This window comes from Klebsiella sp. I138, from assembly GCF_051131765.1.
In the GTDB taxonomy this organism is placed as follows: domain Bacteria; phylum Pseudomonadota; class Gammaproteobacteria; order Enterobacterales; family Enterobacteriaceae; genus Klebsiella.
In genome coordinates this window covers 4,225,263-4,244,122 of the sequence record NZ_CP180447.1, presented here as the reverse complement: position 1 = coordinate 4,244,122, position 18,860 = coordinate 4,225,263, and the positions used below count along the sequence as shown (strand labels likewise).

Sequence of the window (18,860 nt, the reverse complement as noted above, 5' to 3'; positions counted from 1 at the left end):
GCCCCACGTCCCGCGCTGACCAGGCTACGCTTACCGTTGCCGCCAAAAAGCAGGTCATCCCCTCCGAATCATCCAGCTCGTTCATTCAGAAAGAGGTTTCGCTATGCAGATCAATGCTATTGGTACGTACTCCGCCACCCAACCGCTGAAATCGATGGCCATCTCCCGCCGCGATCCTGGTCCTCACGATGTGCAGATTGCCATCGATTACTGCGGCGTCTGCCACTCCGACCTTCATCAGGCACGATCCGAATGGGCCGGTACGCTCTATCCTTGCGTGCCGGGGCATGAAATTGTCGGCCAGGTGACCGCCATCGGTAATCAGGTCTCGGGGTTCAACGTCGGCGACCTGGTCGGTGTCGGCTGCATGGTCGACAGCTGTAAACAGTGTGAAGAGTGCGAAGCGGGGCTGGAAAACTACTGCGATCATATGATCCTCACCTACAACGGCCCGACCACAGACGCCCCCGGACATACCCTCGGCGGTTATTCTCAGCAGATTGTGGTGCACGAACGCTACGTACTGCACGTGCGCCATCCGAAAGAGCAACTCGCCGCCGTGGCACCGCTGCTCTGCGCGGGGATCACCACATACTCCCCGCTACGCCACTGGAACGTCGGGCCGGGGAAAAAAGTCGGCATCGTGGGTATCGGCGGGCTGGGACATATGGGGATAAAGTTGGCCCACGCCATGGGCGCCCACGTGGTGGCCTTTACTACCTCAGAATCGAAGCGGGAAGCGGCGAAAGCGCTGGGCGCGGACGAGGTGGTTGTCTCGCGCAACGAGGACGAAATGGCCGCACATGTGAAAAGCTTCGACTTCATCCTCAACACCGTGGCGGCACCGCACAATCTCGATGCCTTCACCACGTTGCTCAAACGTGATGGGACCCTGACCCTAGTAGGGGCACCGGCCAGCCCGCATCCTTCACCAGAAGTGTTTAATCTGATTTTCCGCCGCCGCGCGATTGCCGGCTCGATGATTGGTGGGATCCCGGAAACCCAGGAGATGCTAGACTTCTGCGCTGAACACGGCATCGTCGCCGATATCGAACTGATTCGCGGCGATCAGATCAACGAAGCCTGGGAGAGAATGGTCAAAGGGGACGTGAAGTACCGCTTCGTGATCGACAGCGCCACCCTCGCCGGTTAAGGGCCGCGCCGAAAGGTTCGTCGCCACTCCCTCGGGCTCACGCCGAAGCGGGATTTAAACTGCTGGCGCCAGGTCACGGCGGAACGGAAGCCCACCATTTCCGCCACTTGCTCCACCGGCATACCTCCCGCTTCAAGCAGGACCTGGCTGCGCCGCAGACGCTCGGCGGTCAGCCAGTCGGCGATACTCATACCGGTGGCCTGGGTAAAATGGCGGGTGAGCGTCCGGCGGCTCATTGCCACCACCTGCGCCAGCGTGTCGAGGTTGTGCGGTTCGGCAATATGCTGCTGGAGATACTCCAGCAGGCCATTAATCCGCGTATCGCGGGTGTTTTTCGGCACCGGCTGGGCGATAAACTGCGCCTGGCCACCTTCGCGATGGGGAGGAACAATCATGCGCCGGGCAATCTGATTTGCGACGAGGCTGCCGAAACGCTGGCCGATAATGTACAGGCAACAATCGAGCGCCGCCGCCGTGCCTGCGGAGGTAATGATCCGCTGGTCATCCACATACAGCGCATTGATATCCAGCTGCACCTGGGGAAACAGCTGCTGAAACGCCTGCTCAAACTCCCAGTGGGTGGCGGCTCGTTTGCCATCCAGCAGCCCGGCATAGCCCAGTACAAAAGCGCCAAGGCACAGGCCGACAATCTCCGCGCCCTGCTCTCTGGCCCGCACCAGGCTGTCCAGCAGCGACTGCGGCGGGCGCTGATGCACCGCGCCCCAGAACGGCACCACCACGATATCGGCCTGTTCAAGGGCCTTAAAATCGGCGCTGGCATTGAGCGCAAAGCCATCGCGAGCGGTCAACAATCCCGGCCGTTCAGCACAGATCTGCAGGTTAAAGCGTTTCGTTTCCGAGACGCTATCGCCAAACAGCATACAGGGAACCGAGTAGTGGAAAGGGCTAAAGCCATCCACGGCGACAATCGCGACATCGGTGAGTTTCATGGTGCCCTCCGTTCCCTGCAATACGTTAAAAGAAAAGACTTTCCCCATCCTGCGGGATGCTGACCGCATCGGCAATCTGATTGTCAGCCACATACTCGCGCAGCTCCTCGCGGCTCAGCAGGCAGTGGTTAACCGCTTCGAGATGGATAGCCACAATGTGTGCTTCCGGCAGCGTGAAATGCGCTTTCAGTACATCCTCTTTGCCCATGATAATCGGGCCAAAACCGATCACATGCGCGTATCCGGCATTCAGCACCACCACGTCAGGGTGCAGTCGCCGCATGTCGGATTCAATCTCCGGGCGCCAGATGGTATCCCCCACCAGCCACAGCGTTTTCTCCTGCGGATGGCGGAACACCACCCCACAGGCCTCACCCAGGCGCTCCGCCATGGCCGGTACCGCATAGGTGCGATCGCTGCCGTGCTGCCCGGAAGTGGTTTTCTGCAGCGTCACCCCGTCAAACTCGCTGTGCTCAGACAGCAGGCGAATATCGCTGAACCCCTGCCCACGCAGCAGCCCGGCATCGGCTTCATGCTGCACGAAAACCGGCAGCGTTTTCGGGATCGCAGCGATCGCCGCCTCGTCCCAGTGATCTTCGTGGGTGTGGGTGACGATCGCGGCATCGACATCCACCAGCGTATCGACGGAAACAGGCAGCCCCACCAGCGGGTTACGCAGTCCGGCCCGCGCGGTGCCGGCAAATCCCGGCCAGGCACCCTGCTGCGCCAGCATCGGGTCAATCAGAAATTTTTTACCTGCATACTCAATCAGTTGCGTTGCATTACGAATGTGGGTCATTTTCATGATGTTCACTCCTCTTCGCGGTTATCTGGCGAACATCGTACGTCCCACAAGCCTGGCGCAATATGGGCATCTGGGCAATGATCGATGGGATTGGGCCAACTTTCCCCGGTTGCCATCGGCCCCAGGCTATGGTGTGCTGAACGCTCGTTTCCTGAGGAAGTGGCTACGATGAAAAAGAAACTGACCGTCGCCGATATGCACGACGCCGAAGTGATTGCGCAAACCCCGTGGTTCAGCATGCGTAAGGTGGCCATCGACGTCACAGACGCCGAGCGCCGCGATTTTTACTCCATCCACTACCCGCGCCCGGCGGTGGGTATTGTGGCTATGCAGCAGGACAAAGTGCTGCTGATCCGCCACTACCGGTATCTGATCGATAAGGTCGTGTGGGCTATTCCGTCCGGCGGCATTGATGAAGATGAAGAACCGCGCGCGGCGGCCCTGCGCGAGCTGCGGGAAGAGACCGGCTATCGGGCAAAATATGCCGAAGAAATTATCCGCTACAACCCCTCCTACGGCAGCAGTGACCAGCTGTTTATCACCTGGCTTGCCCGCGATCTGGAGTATGTTGGAATGGATGCGAATCAGGATGAGGTGATGGAAACGGGATGGTTTACCTTCGCGGAAATCAGCCAGCTTATCGCCCGCGGCGAGATGCCAGACGGGCTGTCGCTGGTACCGCTGCTGCATCTGATGGCCCAGCAGCGGGCCGGTTAACGCAGCGGTTTAAGCATCCGCCAGCGGAACCACAGCTGGGCCGCCAGAATCAGCATCCCGCCGATAATCTTTTGCAACGGTAGCTGTTCGCCGTACCACAGTGCGGCGGCAATTACCGTCAGCAGCGGTTCCAGCACCATAATAATCGCAGCGCTCGCCACCGCCGCGTACTTCTGCCCCTTCATTTGCAGGCCGAAACGCAGACTGGTGGCAATAACGATGCTGGCCAGCAGCCAGCCGAAGGTGGGCAGCGTAAACGGCTGGTCCCAGGTTTCGACGGCGAGGGAGATCCCCAGCCCAACAATCCCGGTCATCGCCAGCTGCACGGTCGTCAGCGGGATCAGCGGCACCTCGCGGGCGCAGCGGCTGGTGTAGCAAAACCAGATCGACTGCACCAGCGCGGTCAGCAGAAACCAACCCTGACTGGGGGTGAACGTAATCGGCATATGCAGGCTGAGCAGCCCGAGGCCCACAATCGCCACCGGCAGGCACTCCCAGTAAGCCCTGGCCGGACGCGTCTTCATCATCACCCATGCGGTGAGCGGGACGAACAGCATCGACAGGCTCATAATAAACGCCCCTTCGCCCAACGAGGCGGTGGTCGATACCGAGTAAATCCACAGACACAGGTTCAGCGCAAACCACAGCCCACCAATGGTCATCTGTCGCCAGTGGCGTTTCTCCACGCGAAAGCCGCGACAGAACGGCAGCAGCAGGAGTGCCGCAAAAAAGAAGCGCAGCCCGAGGAAGGCGAAAACCGGCATCCCCGCAATGGCTTCACGAGAAAATATCCACCCGCATGCGGCGATAGCCGTGGCGGCTACCAGCAGTAAATCCGCCTGACGCTGCCGGACCATATTCACCTCTCCTTGTGTTGGCGATTACCAGCCGGGAACCGCCCCACCGTTAAAGATAGTCTCTGCCGCTTTTGCTACTTCCGGCGACTGATAGGACTGCATGAATTCCTTCACGTTTTCCGCGTTTTTGTTCTCATCGCGGGTCACAATGATATTCACGTAGGGGGAGTTTTTATCTTCGATAAAAATCCCGTCATGCACCGGCGACAGCCCGGTTTGCTGAAGATAGGTGGTGCTGATAATCGCGACATCGACTTTCGGGTCGTCGAGCACGCGCGGCAGCTGCGCGCCTTCAAGCTCCATAATGTTCAGGTGACGCGGGTTGTCAGTTATGTCGACCGCCGTCGGCAGCAGCCCGGTTCCTGCTTTCAGGGTAATCAGCTTCTCCTGCTGCAACAGCAGCAGCGCGCGGCCAAGGTTTGTCGGGTCGTTAGGGATAGCGATGGTCGCACCGTCTTTCAGGTCAGCCACCGATTTTACTTTGCGCGAGTAGCCCGCCATCGGGAACACGAAGGTGTTGCCGACCGCCACCAGATGATAGCCATGGGCTTTGTTATCCTGCTCGAGGAACGGCCGGTGCTGGAAGACGTTAGCATCCAGATCGCCGGCGTTAGTGGCCTCGTTAGGCAGGAGCGAACCGCTGAAGCCCACCAGCTCGACATCCAGGCCATATTTCTCTTTGGCGACCTTTTTTGCCACTTCCGCCACATCCTGTTCCGCACCGTTGATGACGCCGACTTTAATGTGTTTCGCATCGCTACCTTTCTGATCGCAGCCCGCCAGCAGCAGGCCTGCCAGCACTACGACAGCGGCTGTCCGTAAACGCAATTTCATCATTTTTACCCTGTCAGTCCATAGAAGATCGTTATTATTTTTCGACCGAAACTATAACGACTTTATGGTCAGGTTTTAAACTGCAAAAACAGCAACCGGAAATAAAATCATCTACCGGTGTTTGGCTTCATGCGCCAGCAGCCACGCTTTGCGTGCAAGGCCGCCGCCGTAGCCGGTCAGGGAGCCATCTTTGCCGATAATACGATGGCAGGGAATAACGATCGCCACCCGATTCGCGCCGTTGGCGTTGGCGACAGCCCGCACCGCGCTGCTTTTCTCCAGCCGCTGCGCCAGTCCCTGATAGTGTTCGGTGGTGCCGTACGGCACCGCCTGGAGCTGCTGCCAGACCGCCAACTGAAAGTCGCTGCCCGGCGTATCCAGCATCAGGGAAAAATGGCACCGCTGGCCGGCAAAATATTCGCCGATCTCCTTCACTGCCTGCCGCGTATGCTCATTCTCTCCGGCGATAATATTGGCCGACAGCAGACGCTGGATATCGCGAAACTCCGTCTCCAGCATCCGCCGGTCAACAAACTCCAGCAGGCAAATGCCGCGCTCGCTGGCGCAGACAAACATCGGACCGATGGGAGTGGTGAAGCGGTGGATCACAATCACCTGCGCCGCCTGGCTGGGCGCGTGGCCGGTGAGTTTTTTACAGGTATAGCCAAAACCACTCAGCGAGTCGTAGCCGCTGTCAAAGGCAACATCGGTGGCACGACGCCCGCCCTTAAGTTCCTGTAAGGCGGTGTTCACCCGCAGCATCCGTTGAAAAGCCTGAAAGGTCATCCCGTAGTGGTGCGTAAACCAGCGGCGTATCCGCTCCGGGCTGATGTGCTGCTGGCGCAGCTGGTCGTCGCTTATCCGCGCTTTTGGGTTATCCCGCAGCTGGCGCATCACCTGCTCCACCATGGGCGGCGCAGAGCTGGCGTTTTCCGTTGGCCGGCAAATTTTGCACGGGCGAAATCCGGCGCTGAGCGCAGCTTTAAAATCGTGGTAAAACTCAACGTTCTCCCGCTTTGGCTTGCGGGCCCGACAGGTGGCAAGGCAGAACACGCCGGTGGTTTTCACACCCACGAAAAAAACACCCGCATACCCGGAATCGCGTGCCAGCAGCGCGGCGTACCAGGTATCGCATAAACCGTTATCAGTCACCTGCATGGCCAAACACTCCGTTAAACGATTGCTGCTGTCGCACGCTGCGTAGCAGAGTAAGCAGATACTCCTGCTGCGCGCTATGTAGCGCATTACCCATAGATACCCGCTTCACCCCAAGGCTTGCAAGCTCGCTAATTTCTGGCAACGCGGGCATGGCCATCACGTTCAGCGGCAGTGCAACCGCCGCCACAATCGCCGCAATATCCGCAGCCCCGGTGATGCACGGCACAAACAGGCCATCGGCGCCGTGTTGGGCATACAGCTGACCTCGAACAAGCGTCTCTGCCAGCGCCTGTGGCCGGTTCAGCAAAAACGCATCGGTCCGAATATTCAGAAACAGCGATATACCCGCCTGCACCAGACCCGCTTTAATCGCCCGCAGGCGCCGGGCAAAGACCTGCGCATCAACCAGAACACGTTCCCCCTCGTTAACCAGGCTGTCTTCGAGATTCACCCCTACCACGCCGGTTTGCGCCAGCGCGCGCAGGTTCTCGACGACCGTGGCGACGCTGGCGCCATATCCGGCCTCCATGTCCACGCTCAGCGGAAGCGCCACCCGCGCACGGATGCGGGTGACCAGTTGCAGCAGGTCAGCGAACGGCAACGCTTCGCCGTCATGCAGGCCCTGCCCGTGGGCGATGGCGGCACTGGACGTGCCGATTGCGGTATATCCTGCATCGGCGGCAACGTGTGCGCTGGGGACGTCCCAGACGTTAGCCAGCAGCATTGGCGTTGCCTGTTGATGTTGTTGTGCGAAATCCATAAGTCCTCCGGTTTGGTAGTGATACGGCGGATTCTGGCCCGCGTGGGCCGGGCGTCACAACCGAAAACCGGACGACTATTTTTTGCTTTCCACCCCTGCCAATGCAGCACCCCTTACCGGCGGCGCCACTCGCCGGGCGTCACGCCATACAGTTTTTTAAACGCCTTCGAGAACGATGCCAGCGACTGGAACCCACAGCGTCCGGCAATCACATCAAGGTTGGTCTGCCGCTCCACGCGCAGCAGTCGCGCAGCCATCGCCATTCGCAGCTGCGAAAGCCAGGCCTGGGGCGTGAGATGATACGCGCGGGCAAAGTGACGGGCGAAGGTCGCCCGGGAGAGAAACGCGCGAGCGGCCATACTCTCCAGCGTCCAGGGCTGCTCCGGCGTCTCCAGTACCGCGAAAACCGCGGGCATTAGCCGCTCATCGCTCATCAGTCGCAGCAGCCCTTCCGGCGGCGCTTCGCTGCCAAGTAACGTGCGCAGCAGCAAAACCAGCAGCGTGTCACCGAGGCTGCGCACGATAGCGCCGCCGCCGGGCCGTTCCATCAGGCTTTCCCGAACCAGTACGTTAAGCAGCAGCTCCAGCTCCGGGCACTCCGTGCGCTCGTCGGTATGCAGGTGAATCAAGTCCGCCTGCTCTGCAAACAACCAGCTGACGTGCGGGCCGAAGTAAAATTCACCGCACAGCATCTCCAGCGCATCGTGGTCGGTGCCGGTTCTGACCTCGGTTAATGTGCCGTTAAAGCGGTGGGCAACGGGCAGGATCTGGCCCCACTCCACCAGACTTTCCATCAGATGCGGGGAGCCGTGCGGGAGCAGAATGACATCCCCCGCCCGCATATGCCGGGTTTGCCTGCCAACCGTCAGCCGCCCTTCACCGCGCAGCACAAAGTGCCACGGCACCACGCCATTGCGCATCTGTTCATGGCCTGCCTGCCAGCGTCCGCCAAACCGGCAGTGGAGATTCACTTCACAGCGCGGCGCCAGCAGCGCCAGCAAATGACTGAGACTGTCCATGCCACCCCTGAGACGATAAGACAAAAATATGAGACGAAGGGCCTCAGTCTAGCACGCGCCAACTCTCTAAGATGTCGTCATTGCCACGATATACCCTCAAATACACAGGAGCACACCATGAGCCGTTTAGCTGATATTCGTGAACAAGACGTAACAGGCAAAGCCGCAGAAATTTTCGGCGCGATCAAAAAAGCGATGGGCAAAGTGCCGAATGCTTATCTGACAATTGGCGGTCATTCACCGGCAGCATTGCAGCAGGCGCTGGCACACAACGCGATGCTGAATAAAAGCAGCCTGAATGCCAAAGAGCTGGAGGCGATTAATCTGGCCGTGAGCGAAGCCACCGGCTGTGATTACTGCCTGGCAGCGCATACTTTAATGGCGAAAAAAGCAGGTTACAGCAGCGAGCAAATTCAGGCGCTGCGCCGGGGGGAATTTGCTGAAGATGCCCATCTCGACGAGCTGGTGAAATTTGTCCAGACCCTGGTGCGCACCAGCGGCACGCTGCCGGAAGCCAACGTCAGCGCACTGCGCAGCGTCGGCTTTCGCGACCAGCAGGTGATTGAGATCATTAGCGCGGTGAGCGCTATTCTGTTCACCAATATGGTAAACCGGGTGAATGACACGGTCGTCGACTTCCCGAAAGCGGATTAACCCGCAACGCCGCCTGTTTACAGCCCCAGATCGCTCAGCCCCGGATGGTCATCAGGGCGACGGCCCTGGGGCCAGTGGAACAGGCGGTCGCGCGCCTCAATCGGCAGATCGTTAATGCAGGCATAGCGAGTACGCATCAGGCCATGCTCATCAAATTCCCAGTTTTCATTGCCGTATGAGCGAAACCAGCTGCCGTCGGCATCACACCATTCATAGGCAAAACGCACCGCAATGCGGTTATCGTTCCATGCCCACAGCTCCTTAATCAGCCGGTACTCCTGCTCCTTGTGCCATTTTTGCGTCAGGAAGCCAACAATTTCAGCACGCCCATGAACAAAGTCACTGCGGTTGCGCCACTGGCTGTCGGCCGTATAGGCCAGCGCGACTTTTTGTGCATCGCGACTGTTCCAGCCGTCTTCGGCGGCACGGACTTTTTGCATCGCGCTTTCACGTGTAAACGGCGGCAGCGGCGGGCGTGATTCGGTCATGAGCGATCCTCTTTAAGCGTTAACTGTTGTTGCAGCAGCAGGTTTTCCTGCTCCAGTTCCTGAATACGTAGTTGCAGCGTCTGGCTATACTCCGCCACCTGCCGGGCGCTGTAGCGCGGCGTAATATGCTGCGGGCAGTTCCAGTCAAAGGCCTGAAGGTGAAAGCGAAACAGGCGCTCCACCCGGGCCCGGTAGTTTTCCGGCGTCACCTGCGCCAACAGCCCGGGATCATCATCGTTTGCCAGCACCTCAATAGTGGCATAGATTTTTAGCCGGGCACGGCGCGGGTAATCCATCAAAAACAGGCAGGCACGGTCGCTTCCGCGTAGATTGCCGGTTGTGATGTACTGCCGGTTGCCGCCAAAATCGGCCATCGCCAGCGTAACGTCATCCAGCAAATGGAGAAAACCCGGCGGTCCGCCGCGATGCTGAATATAGGGCCAGCCGGTTTGCGATAGCGTTGCCAGATAAAAACTGTCGCGGGTGGCGATCATCGCCTCTTCGCTGGCGCCGAAGCGCTCGCCCCTGCGCTGACGGTACGGCGACTGCCACAGCTCGTCGCTCCCCATTTCATGCTGAACGTCCATCACATCAGGCGTAATGGCGATATCAAGAAAATCTCCCGGCATAGCCCCTCCGAATACGGTGTGCCTGCACTCATCATGGACTCTGCCGTAGTAAATGATAATACTGTTGGATTGATAATCATCTTTCCGATAAACGGGATAATTATGGATCGCCTGAGCGCCATGGCGCTGCTGGTAAAAGTCACCGAGCTGGGCAGTATGTCGGCGGCAGCAAGGGCGTTGAATACGCCATTAACCACCATTAGCCGTAACATTGCCGAGCTGGAAAGCACGCTTGGCGTACGTTTGCTGCTCCGCACTACCCGCAAACTGACGCTGACCGATGCCGGGGTCGGTTATGTCGCCGCCGCACGGCGAATTCTCGAAGAGGTGGAACAAGCTGAAAGCCAGGCGCTGGGAGAATATCAGCAGCCGAAAGGCGAGCTGACGATCGCAGCACCCACGATGTTTGGCCGCCGGCACGTTTTACCCGTCGTGACGGAATTTCTTGCCCGCTACCCGCAAATTCGCGCCCGTTTACTGCTCAGCGATCGCAATGCCGACCTGCTCGACGAACATATCGACCTCGCGGTGCGCATTGGCACGCTGCCGGACAGCGGAATGGTCGCCATTCGCCTGGGTGAGATGCGCATCGTCACCTGCGCGCATCCGGCACTGCTGGAGAAACATGGCCTACCGCAGCGGCCACGAGAGCTGAGCGCGCTGCCAACCATCCGCATTGAATCACCGATGCCCTATCGCGGCTGGCGGTTTAACGCGACGATGGCGGAAGACAGGCTCGTGGAGCCTCAGCCGGTGCTCTGCGTGACCACTCCGGAAAGCGCCGCCGACGCCGCCCGGTTGGGGGTCGGCGTGGCGCGTCTGCTGCACTACCAGGCCATCGATGGTCTGGCGTGCGGGGAACTGAAACTGATGCTGGAAGCGACGGAACCAGAGCCGGCGCCGGTACACCTGCTGTATACCGCTCGCGATCTGGCCCCGCTTAAACTGCGGAAATTTCTCGAATTCGCCACACCGATGCTACGTCAGGCGCTGGCGCGCGTCGCGACTGCCCGCTAGTCCGTTGCCTTTTTCAGCGGTGTCTCTTTTAGCAGCCATGAAAGGAGGAAGGCGACCGCCATGATGCAGGCCGCCATCAGGAACGCGGCATGAATCGCCGAGCCAAAAGCATCGAGATAATCGAGGCGAATCTCCGCCGGCAGGTTCTGTACCGCCGCCGGATTCAGCGCCCGCGGCAACTCCGCCCCTTCCGGCAGCAGACGCTGCAGGTTATTTTGCAGAACGTGAGTGAACACCGCCCCAAACAGCGCTACGCCGATTGAACCGCCGATGGAGCGAAACAGCGTCACACCGGACGTTGCCACGCCGTACATCTGTGCCGGCATAGCGTTTTGTACCGCCAGCACCAGCACCTGCATCACCAGCCCCAGGCCCATACCCAGCACGCCGGTGAACAGATACAGCTGCCACATCGGCGAGTGAATGGTGATGCGCGTCAGCAGTACCATCCCCACCACGCCTAACAGCGTGCCGAGAATCGGGAACATGCGATACCGACCGGTACGGCTGATAATGCGCCCACTGACAATCGACGTCAGCAACAGTCCGCCCATCAGCGGAATCAGCTGTAGCCCGGCTTCGGTTGGCGTCGCCGCCTTCACCACCTGCAGGTAGAGCGGCAGGAAGGTGACCGACCCAAACAATGACATCCCGATGACAAAGCCAATCAGGCTGCACAGCAGAAAACTGCGGTTGCGGAACAAAGAGAGAGGAATAATCGGCTCGGCGGCAATCCGCTCTTCATAAATAAAGCCGATTATCCCCACCACGCCAAAGGCCAGGATGCACCAGAGCTGCGGGTCGTTCCAGGCGCGCACGCTGCCACCTTCGGACGTGAAAAGAATGATGCACAGCAGCGCCATCGTCAGGTAAACCGCCCCCAGCCAGTCAACCTGGTGCTGGCTACGTTTGTTACTGCTGTGGAATACCGCACCGATCACCAGCAGCGCAAACAACCCCAGCGGCAGGTTGATATAGAAGATCCAGCGCCATGAGGCATGCTGCACCAGAAAGCCGCCGATTAGCGGCCCAATGACCGTCGCCAGCCCGAATACGCCACCGAAGAGCCCTTGATAGCGGCCGCGGTTGGCCGGAGGGATCACATCGGCCACTGCCGCCATACTGATAACCATCAAACCACCGCCGCCCAGCCCCTGCAGCGCGCGCATCAGCACCAGCTGAGTCATATTCTGTGCAACGCCGCACAGCGCGGAGCCGACCAGAAACAGCACTATCGCGACCTGGAGTACGATTTTACGGCCGAACAGATCGCCAAATTTTCCGTACAGCGGGACGACAATCGTCGAGCTAAGAATATAGGCGGTCACCACCCAGGAGAGCTTATCCAGCCCGCCCAGTTCGCCAACAATAGTGGGTAGCGCCGTCGACACAATGGTTTGATCCAGGGCCGACAACAGCATAACCAGCAACAGCGCACTAAACAGCAGACGGATCGACGGTGCCGGTTGGGTCGCGACTTGAGACGTCATCACATCACTCGCTTGAAATTAATTAAATGTATAATTAATATTTAGGGAAATGATGAACCACGTCAAGAGAGCACGAAGAAATGGCAGCACAAAAAGACAATGATGTCCCTCGTCGTCCAGGTCGTCCACGGGGTAAAAAACCCGGTACGGCCAGCCGCGAACAGCTGATGGATATTGCGCTGGCGCTGTTTTCCCGCCAGGGCATCGCCCATACCTCCCTCAACGCAATTGCCAAAGAGGCCGGGGTGACGCCGGCGATGCTGCACTACTATTTCAGCTCACGGGAAACGTTAGTCGACCAGTTGCTGGAAGAGCGCTTTATGCCTTTACGCAATGAAATCGGCCAGATTTTTATCGAACATCCGGATGATCCGCTGACGGCTTTCACCTTACTGATCGAGGCGCTGGGCACGCTGGCAGAGAAAAATAACTGGTTTGCCCCGCTGTGGATGCAGGAGGTCATTGGTGAAATGCCGGTACTGCGTCAGCATATGCACGCGCGCTTTGGCGAAGATAAATACCACCGGACGCTGGCAACGGTGAAGCGCTGGCAGGAAGAGGGCAAACTCAACCCGGCCCTGTCGCCGGAGCTGCTGTTCACCACTCTGATTAGCCTGGTGCTGGTGCCGTTTTCCCGCCTGCGTACTGACAAGCGCTTAGCATCCGTTTCCCGACAGACGATTGTCAGCCACGCGCTGACGCTCATCCGCCAGGGGATTGCCGGTTAAGACGCCTCGGGGTTTATCTGTCGATCGGGCGACAGCGCTTTCGACAGGTAGTGACGCGCCATCCCGGCATGTGGGAAATCAGGTAGCGACATTTGCAGCTGATAGCCCTGTTTTTGATAAAACGGCAGGGCCTGGAAACTGAAGGTATCGACCAGGACGTGTTGGCATCCCTCTTCCTGCGCCTGGTTTTCTGCCTCACGCATCAGCGTGCTACCGAGGCCACTGCCGCGTGCCGCTTCACTGACCCACAAATACTCAATACACAGCCAGTTAGCTTTTCTTTTCGCAATCAGACCACCGACCATCACCCCTGCCTCATCGCGCATATACACGCCGATCTCACCAAATTGTTCCGGGTCAAGATAACGCAAATTGTATTCACGTAGTCCCGTCAGCAGTTCTTCCTGGTCCGCCGGATTAATACTTCTTGTCACTATTAGCGCCACCTTTATTCTCCTTAATTCAATATTATGAAGATATCCCTGCCCTGAATTTCACAAAAAATACTTATTTTCTCCATTATTTCCTGTCTAAATTTTCATTGCTTATTTTTAATTAAAAAAACCTTTTCATCACCTACCGGAAACGTATAATGAAGAAAAAATGAGAATGATCATTCTCACTCTTACCGCTACGGAGAAAACCATGAGCAATGCACTGGCTACTCGCCAAAAGCTTCGGCAGGATGAAATCATCGCTGCCGCACGTCACTGCTTTCGCCGCCATGGTTTTCACGGAGCCAGCATGGCACAAATCGCCAGCGAGGCCAGGCTAAGCGTCGGACAAATATACCGCTACTTTGCCAATAAAGACGCCATTATTGCGGAAATGATCCGCCGCATCATCGATTATCGCATCGCGGAAATGGACGGAAAAACGCAAACGGACCAGATCCCGCGCGCGCTCGCCTGGCGGCAAACGTTAGACGAAGATGACGACGCATTGATGCTGGAAATGGCCGCAGAAGCGACGCGTAACCCGCACATCGCCGCCATGATGATTGAGGCGGACAAGCGCATGTTTGCCAACGCCTGTGCGCACATCCACAAAATGCATCCGCATCTTAGCGATGAACGCGTTCGCTGCTGTGTTGAAATCACGGCAGTCATGATGGAAGGGACGATTTACCGCCGTCTTGTTCCACAAACGGTAGAACCAGAAGTACTTGAGAAACTGTATCGGGAAATAACCACTATGTTGCTAATGATAGAATAATTAGCCCACAACTAATAAACAGGGAATTTTAAATTCCCTTTTGTCGTTTCCGTTGTTCGGAGATGCGTCATCGCCTGGCCTGAGCCCCGTTATTTAATTAACGGGGAGGACGTCGTTCACCCAGAGAATATATAATGAAATACACCATACTCCCCATCGCAGCGGCATTATTTATCCTGAGTGGATGCGATAATGCCCAAACATCAGCTCCGCCACAGATGACACCGGAAGTGGGCGTCGTGACGCTGAAAAGTCAGCCCGTTTCCGTGGTCAGCGAACTAACCGGGCGCACGACGGCGTCATTGAGCGCCGAGGTACGCCCACAGGTCGGCGGCATTATTCAAAAACGCCTGTTCACCGAAGGTGACATGGTCAAAGCCGGCCAGGCGCTGTATCAAATCGACCCTTCCAGCTATCGTGCGGCCTATAACGAAGCCGCCGCCGCGTTGAAACAGGCGCAGTCTCTGGTGGTGTCCGACTGTCAGAAAGCCCAGCGCTACGCGGCGCTGGTTAAAGACAACGGCGTATCGCGTCAGGATGCCGACGATGCGATATCGACCTGTAATCAGGACAAAGCCAGCGTCGAGTCGAAAAAAGCGGCGCTGGAGAGTGCCCGCATTAATCTGAACTGGACCACCGTTACCGCACCGATTGCCGGGCGCATCGGCATTTCATCCATCACTCCAGGCGCGCTGGTTTCCGCCGATCAGGATACCGCCCTGGCAACCATCCGTGGTCTCGACACCATGTATGTTGACCTCACCCGTTCCAGCGTCGATCTGCTGCGGTTGCGTAAACAAACCCTGGCAACCAACGGCAATACGCTCAACGTGACGTTAACCCTGGAAGATGGCAGCACCTACAGCGAAAAAGGCCATCTGGCACTGACCGAAGTCGCGGTAGATGAATCCACCGGGTCAGTCACGCTGCGCGCGGTCTTCCCGAATCCGCAGCATGTCCTGCTGCCGGGAATGTTCGTACGCGCTCACGTCGATGAAGGGGTAATGGACGACGCGATTCTGGCGCCGCAGCAGGGTATTACCCGTGATGCGAAAGGCAACGCCACCGCACTTATCGTCGATGGCGACAACAAAGTGGAGCAGCGCGAAGTCGAAACCGGCGAAACCTACGGTGACAAATGGCTGGTGGTTAACGGCCTGAAGAGCGGTGACCGGTTAATCGTCGAAGGCACCAGCAAAGCGAGCGTCGGCCAGCAGGTGAAAGCCGTTGAAGTCAGCAAAGCCGTTGCAGCCAGCACTAACGGAGGCAACGCCTGATGTTCTCCCGCTTCTTCGTACGACGCCCGGTTTTCGCCTGGGTTATCGCGATTCTGATTATGCTCGCCGGGGTGCTCGCCATTCGCACATTGCCCGTGGCGCAATACCCGGACGTGGCGCCACCGTCGGTAAAAATCTCTGCCACCTACACCGGGGCCTCGGCCGAAACGCTGGAAAACAGCGTAACCCAGGTTATTGAACAGCAGTTGACCGGGCTGGATAACCTACTCTATTTCACCTCCACCAGCAGCTCAGACGGTTCAGTCAGTATTAACGTCACCTTCGAGCAAGGTACCGACCCGGATACTGCCCAGGTTCAGGTACAGAATAAAGTGCAGCAGGCCGAATCGCGCCTGCCGAGCGAGGTGCAGCAGTCCGGCGTGACGGTGGTTAAATCGCAGAGCAGCTTCCTGCTGATCCTCGCGGTCTATGACAAAACCGACAAGGCCACCAGCTCCGATATCGCCGACTGGCTGGTCAGCAATATGCAGGACCCGCTGGCGCGCGTTGAGGGGGTCGGTAGTCTCCAGGTGTTCGGCGCGGAATACGCGATGCGTATCTGGATGGATCCGACCAAACTGGCTTCCTATTCGTTAATGCCTTCCGATGTACAAACGGCTATTGAAGCGCAGAACGTACAGATTTCCGCCGGTAAAATCGGCGCCCTGCCATCTTCCAGCGCTCAGCAGCTGACGGCCACCGTCCGCGCGCAATCGCGGCTGCAAACCGTCGATCAGTTCAAAAACATCATTGTAAAAAGCAAGTCTGACGGCTCGGTCGTGCATCTCGGCGACGTTGCCAGCGTCGAAATGGGCAGCGAAGATTACACCGCCACCTCAAACCTTAACGGCCATCCGTCTGCCGGTATCGCCGTCATGATGGCGCCAGGTGCCAACGCGCTGGATACCGCTACGCGGGTAAAAAGCACGATTGCCGAATTCCAGCGTCAGATGCCGCAGGGCTACGATATCGCCTACCCGAAAGACAGCACCGAGTTCATCAAAATCTCGGTCGAAGACGTGATTCAGACGCTGTTTGAAGCCATCATACTGGTCGTCTGCGTGATGTACCTGTTCTTGCAAAATTTCCGCGCCACGCTGATCCCGGCGGTCGCGGTGCCGGTCGTACTGCTCGGTACCTTTGGCGTGCTGGCGTTGTTCGGCTATTCCATCAACACCTTGACCCTGTTTGCGATGGTACTGGCCATCGGCCTGCTGGTAGATGACGCCATCGTGGTGGTGGAAAACGTCGAGCGTATTATGCGCGACGAAGGGCTACCGGCCAGCGAAGCCACTGAAAAATCGATGGGGGAAATCTCCGGTGCGCTGATCGCCATCGCCCTCGTCCTGTCGGCGGTCTTCCTGCCTATGGCCTTCTTCGGCGGCTCAACCGGGGTTATTTATCGCCAGTTCTCGGTCACCATTATCTCGGCAATGATGCTGTCGGTGGTGGTCGCTCTCACCTTAACCCCGGCGCTGTGCGGCGCGCTGCTCTCCCATTCAAAACCACACACTAAAGGGTTCTTCGGGGCATTTAACCGTCTGTGGGGCCGTACGGAGCAGGGCTATCAGCATCGCGTTCTGGGCGGCCTGCGCCGCTCGGCCATCATGATGGGCGCCTTTACCGTCATTTGCGCGGCGATGGCGCTGGCCATGTGGAAACTACCGGGCAGCTTCCTGCCGGTAGAGGATCAGGGCGAAATCATGGTCCAGTACACCCTCCCGGCAGGCGCCACCGCCGTGCGCACCGCTGAGGTTCGCCGCCAGGTGACCGACTGGTTCCTGACCAAAGAGAAAGCCAATACCAACGTTATCTTTACCGTCGATGGTTTCAGCTTTAGCGGCAGCGGCCAAAACGCCGGGATGGCCTTCGTATCGCTGAAAAACTGGTCCGAGCGTAAAGGGGCAGAAAACACCGCTCAGGCAATCGCCCTGCGTGCCACCAAAGAACTCAGCAGCATCCGCGATGCGTCCCTGTTTGCCATGACCCCGCCGTCGGTAGATGGTTTGGGCCAGAGCAACGGCTTTACCTTTGAGCTGATGTCCAGCGGCGGTACCGATCGTGAGAGCCTGATGAAGATGCGCAGCCAGCTGCTGGCCGCCGCCAATCAAAGTCCGGAGCTCCAGTCGGTCCGCGCCAATGACCTGCCACAAATGCCGCAGCTGCAGGTCGATATCGACAACAACAAAGCCGTTTCACTGGGGCTGTCGCTGAGCGATGTGACCGATACACTCTCCAGCGCATGGGGCGGCACCTACGTGAATGACTTTATCGATCGCGGACGTGTGAAAAAGGTTTATATCCAGGGGAATAGCGACGCCCGCGCCGTACCGTCCGATCTCGGGAAATGGTTCGTGCGCGGCAGCGATGACAGCATGACGCCGTTCTCCGCGTTTGCCACCACTCATTGGGAATATGGCCCGGAAAGCCTTGTGCGCTACAACGGCTCCGCCGCCTACGAAATCCAGGGCGAGAATGCCACCGGCTTCAGCTCCGGGGCAGCCATGGACAAAATGGAAGCGCTGGCCGACAGCCTGCCAGCAGGGACCACCTGGGCGTGGAGCGGCATGTCGCTACAGGAAAAGCTGGCCAGCGGCCAGGCCATGAGCCTGTACGCCATCTCGATTCTGGTGGTGTTCCTGTGTCTCGCGGCGCTGTATGAGAGCTGGTCCGTACCGTTCTCGGTGATTATGGTTATTCCGCTGGGCCTGCTCGGCGCCGCACTCGCGGCGTGGATCCGCGACCTGAACAACGATGTCTACTTCCAGGTTGCGCTGTTGACCACCATCGGTCTGTCGTCGAAGAACGCCATTCTGATCGTTGAGTTTGCCGAGGCGGCGGTGGATGAGGGTTATTCGCTGTCACGCGCCGCGCTGCGGGCAGCGCAAACCCGCCTGCGCCCTATCGTGATGACCTCACTGGCGTTTATCGCCGGGGTGCTGCCGCTGGCGGTGGCGACCGGCGCAGGGGCCAACAGCCGCGTGGCGATAGGTACCGGCATTATCGGCGGCACCCTGACCGCAACGCTGCTGGCGGTATTCTTCGTTCCCCTGTTCTTTGTGCTGGTGAAACGTCTGTTCACCCGCCGACGCCCTACTCAGGAGTAAGT

General features: G+C 58.4%; 19 protein-coding genes. 8 read left to right on the top strand and 11 right to left on the bottom strand.

Annotated features, from left to right (window positions below; translation table 11 throughout):
* Positions 1-103 precede the first annotated feature (103 nt).
* Positions 104-1,153 carry an NAD(P)-dependent alcohol dehydrogenase gene (locus ACMYSK_RS19825; protein WP_434638016.1) on the top strand — a complete coding sequence of 350 codons (1,050 nt, stop codon included), beginning with the start codon at positions 104-106 and terminating at the stop codon, positions 1,151-1,153.
* Here the strand turns inward: ACMYSK_RS19825 and ACMYSK_RS19820 are convergent.
* Positions 1,150-2,103 carry a GlxA family transcriptional regulator gene (locus tag ACMYSK_RS19820; protein WP_434638014.1) on the bottom strand — a complete coding sequence of 318 codons (954 nt, stop codon included), beginning with the start codon at positions 2,101-2,103 and terminating at the stop codon, positions 1,150-1,152. The two genes, ACMYSK_RS19825 and ACMYSK_RS19820, sit on opposite strands and share 4 nt — an antisense overlap.
* A gap of 25 nt (positions 2,104-2,128) precedes the next feature.
* Complete coding sequence (locus tag ACMYSK_RS19815; protein WP_434638012.1) at positions 2,129-2,908, bottom strand: MBL fold metallo-hydrolase; 780 nt, start codon at positions 2,906-2,908, stop codon at positions 2,129-2,131.
* Positions 2,909-3,076: 168 nt separating this feature from the next.
* On the opposite strand from ACMYSK_RS19815, the gene ACMYSK_RS19810 reads away from it, so the two are divergent.
* Positions 3,077-3,625, top strand: coding sequence for an NUDIX domain-containing protein (locus tag ACMYSK_RS19810; protein WP_434638010.1), 549 nt, complete (start codon positions 3,077-3,079; stop codon positions 3,623-3,625).
* Here ACMYSK_RS19810 and ACMYSK_RS19805 read toward each other — a convergent pair.
* The 5 genes from ACMYSK_RS19805 to ACMYSK_RS19785 form a co-directional block, all read right to left on the bottom strand.
* Positions 3,622-4,482, bottom strand: coding sequence for a DMT family transporter (locus tag ACMYSK_RS19805; RefSeq protein WP_434638008.1), 861 nt, complete (start codon positions 4,480-4,482; stop codon positions 3,622-3,624). The genes ACMYSK_RS19810 and ACMYSK_RS19805 overlap by 4 nt on opposite strands.
* A gap of 24 nt (positions 4,483-4,506) precedes the next feature.
* On the bottom strand, positions 4,507-5,316 hold the full coding sequence (nlpA, locus tag ACMYSK_RS19800; protein ID WP_434644240.1) for a lipoprotein NlpA: 810 nt from the start codon (positions 5,314-5,316) through the stop codon (positions 4,507-4,509).
* A gap of 111 nt (positions 5,317-5,427) precedes the next feature.
* Positions 5,428-6,474 (bottom strand): bifunctional transcriptional activator/DNA repair enzyme AdaA, encoded by a 1,047-nt coding sequence (locus ACMYSK_RS19795; protein ID WP_434638006.1) that lies wholly within the window; start codon positions 6,472-6,474, stop codon positions 5,428-5,430.
* Positions 6,461-7,234 carry an isocitrate lyase/PEP mutase family protein gene (locus ACMYSK_RS19790; RefSeq protein ID WP_434638004.1) on the bottom strand — a complete coding sequence of 258 codons (774 nt, stop codon included), beginning with the start codon at positions 7,232-7,234 and terminating at the stop codon, positions 6,461-6,463. Before ACMYSK_RS19790 ends, ACMYSK_RS19795 begins: the two co-directional genes overlap by 14 nt.
* Before the next feature lie 113 nt (positions 7,235-7,347).
* Positions 7,348-8,253, bottom strand: coding sequence for an AraC family transcriptional regulator (locus tag ACMYSK_RS19785; RefSeq protein WP_434638002.1), 906 nt, complete (start codon positions 8,251-8,253; stop codon positions 7,348-7,350).
* Between the two features lie 117 nt (positions 8,254-8,370).
* Between ACMYSK_RS19785 and ACMYSK_RS19780 the strand changes: the two genes are divergently transcribed.
* Complete coding sequence (locus ACMYSK_RS19780; protein ID WP_434638000.1) at positions 8,371-8,907, top strand: carboxymuconolactone decarboxylase family protein; 537 nt, start codon at positions 8,371-8,373, stop codon at positions 8,905-8,907.
* A 17-nt stretch (positions 8,908-8,924) separates the two neighbouring features.
* Here ACMYSK_RS19780 and ACMYSK_RS19775 read toward each other — a convergent pair whose 3' ends face one another.
* Entirely contained in the window at positions 8,925-9,395 is a 471-nt protein-coding gene (locus ACMYSK_RS19775) for a DUF1348 family protein (protein ID WP_434637998.1), read from the bottom strand.
* On the bottom strand, positions 9,392-10,024 hold the full coding sequence (locus ACMYSK_RS19770) for a pyridoxamine 5'-phosphate oxidase family protein (RefSeq protein WP_434637996.1): 633 nt from the start codon (positions 10,022-10,024) through the stop codon (positions 9,392-9,394). Before ACMYSK_RS19770 ends, ACMYSK_RS19775 begins: the two co-directional genes overlap by 4 nt.
* Positions 10,025-10,126: 102 nt before the next feature.
* Between ACMYSK_RS19770 and ACMYSK_RS19765 the strand changes: the two genes are divergently transcribed.
* Positions 10,127-11,041, top strand: coding sequence for a LysR family transcriptional regulator (locus ACMYSK_RS19765; RefSeq protein WP_434637994.1), 915 nt, complete (start codon positions 10,127-10,129; stop codon positions 11,039-11,041).
* Here the strand turns inward: ACMYSK_RS19765 and ACMYSK_RS19760 are convergent.
* Positions 11,038-12,531 carry an MDR family MFS transporter gene (locus ACMYSK_RS19760; RefSeq protein ID WP_434637992.1) on the bottom strand — a complete coding sequence of 498 codons (1,494 nt, stop codon included), beginning with the start codon at positions 12,529-12,531 and terminating at the stop codon, positions 11,038-11,040. The genes ACMYSK_RS19765 and ACMYSK_RS19760 overlap by 4 nt on opposite strands.
* 80 nt (positions 12,532-12,611) lie before the next feature.
* Between ACMYSK_RS19760 and ACMYSK_RS19755 the strand changes: the two genes are divergently transcribed.
* The gene (locus ACMYSK_RS19755; protein WP_434637990.1) at positions 12,612-13,259 is read left to right on the top strand and encodes a TetR/AcrR family transcriptional regulator; all 648 of its coding nucleotides are present in this window, start codon (positions 12,612-12,614) and stop codon (positions 13,257-13,259) included.
* On the opposite strand, the gene ACMYSK_RS19750 is transcribed toward ACMYSK_RS19755, so the two are convergent.
* The gene (locus ACMYSK_RS19750; RefSeq protein ID WP_434637988.1) at positions 13,256-13,705 is read right to left on the bottom strand and encodes a GNAT family N-acetyltransferase; all 450 of its coding nucleotides are present in this window, start codon (positions 13,703-13,705) and stop codon (positions 13,256-13,258) included. The genes ACMYSK_RS19755 and ACMYSK_RS19750 overlap by 4 nt on opposite strands.
* Positions 13,706-13,904: 199 nt before the next feature.
* On the opposite strand from ACMYSK_RS19750, the gene ACMYSK_RS19745 reads away from it, so the two are divergent.
* From ACMYSK_RS19745 to ACMYSK_RS19735, 3 genes are all read left to right on the top strand, one after another.
* Entirely contained in the window at positions 13,905-14,474 is a 570-nt protein-coding gene (locus ACMYSK_RS19745; RefSeq protein ID WP_434637986.1) for a TetR/AcrR family transcriptional regulator, read from the top strand.
* A 134-nt stretch (positions 14,475-14,608) separates the two neighbouring features.
* A complete protein-coding gene (locus tag ACMYSK_RS19740) occupies positions 14,609-15,751 on the top strand; it encodes an efflux RND transporter periplasmic adaptor subunit (RefSeq protein ID WP_434637984.1) in 1,143 nt (380 codons plus the stop codon).
* A complete protein-coding gene (locus ACMYSK_RS19735) occupies positions 15,751-18,858 on the top strand; it encodes an efflux RND transporter permease subunit (RefSeq protein ID WP_434637982.1) in 3,108 nt (1,035 codons plus the stop codon). The genes ACMYSK_RS19740 and ACMYSK_RS19735 overlap by 1 nt, the downstream gene beginning before the upstream one ends.
* The last annotated feature ends 2 nt before the right edge of the window (positions 18,859-18,860 follow it).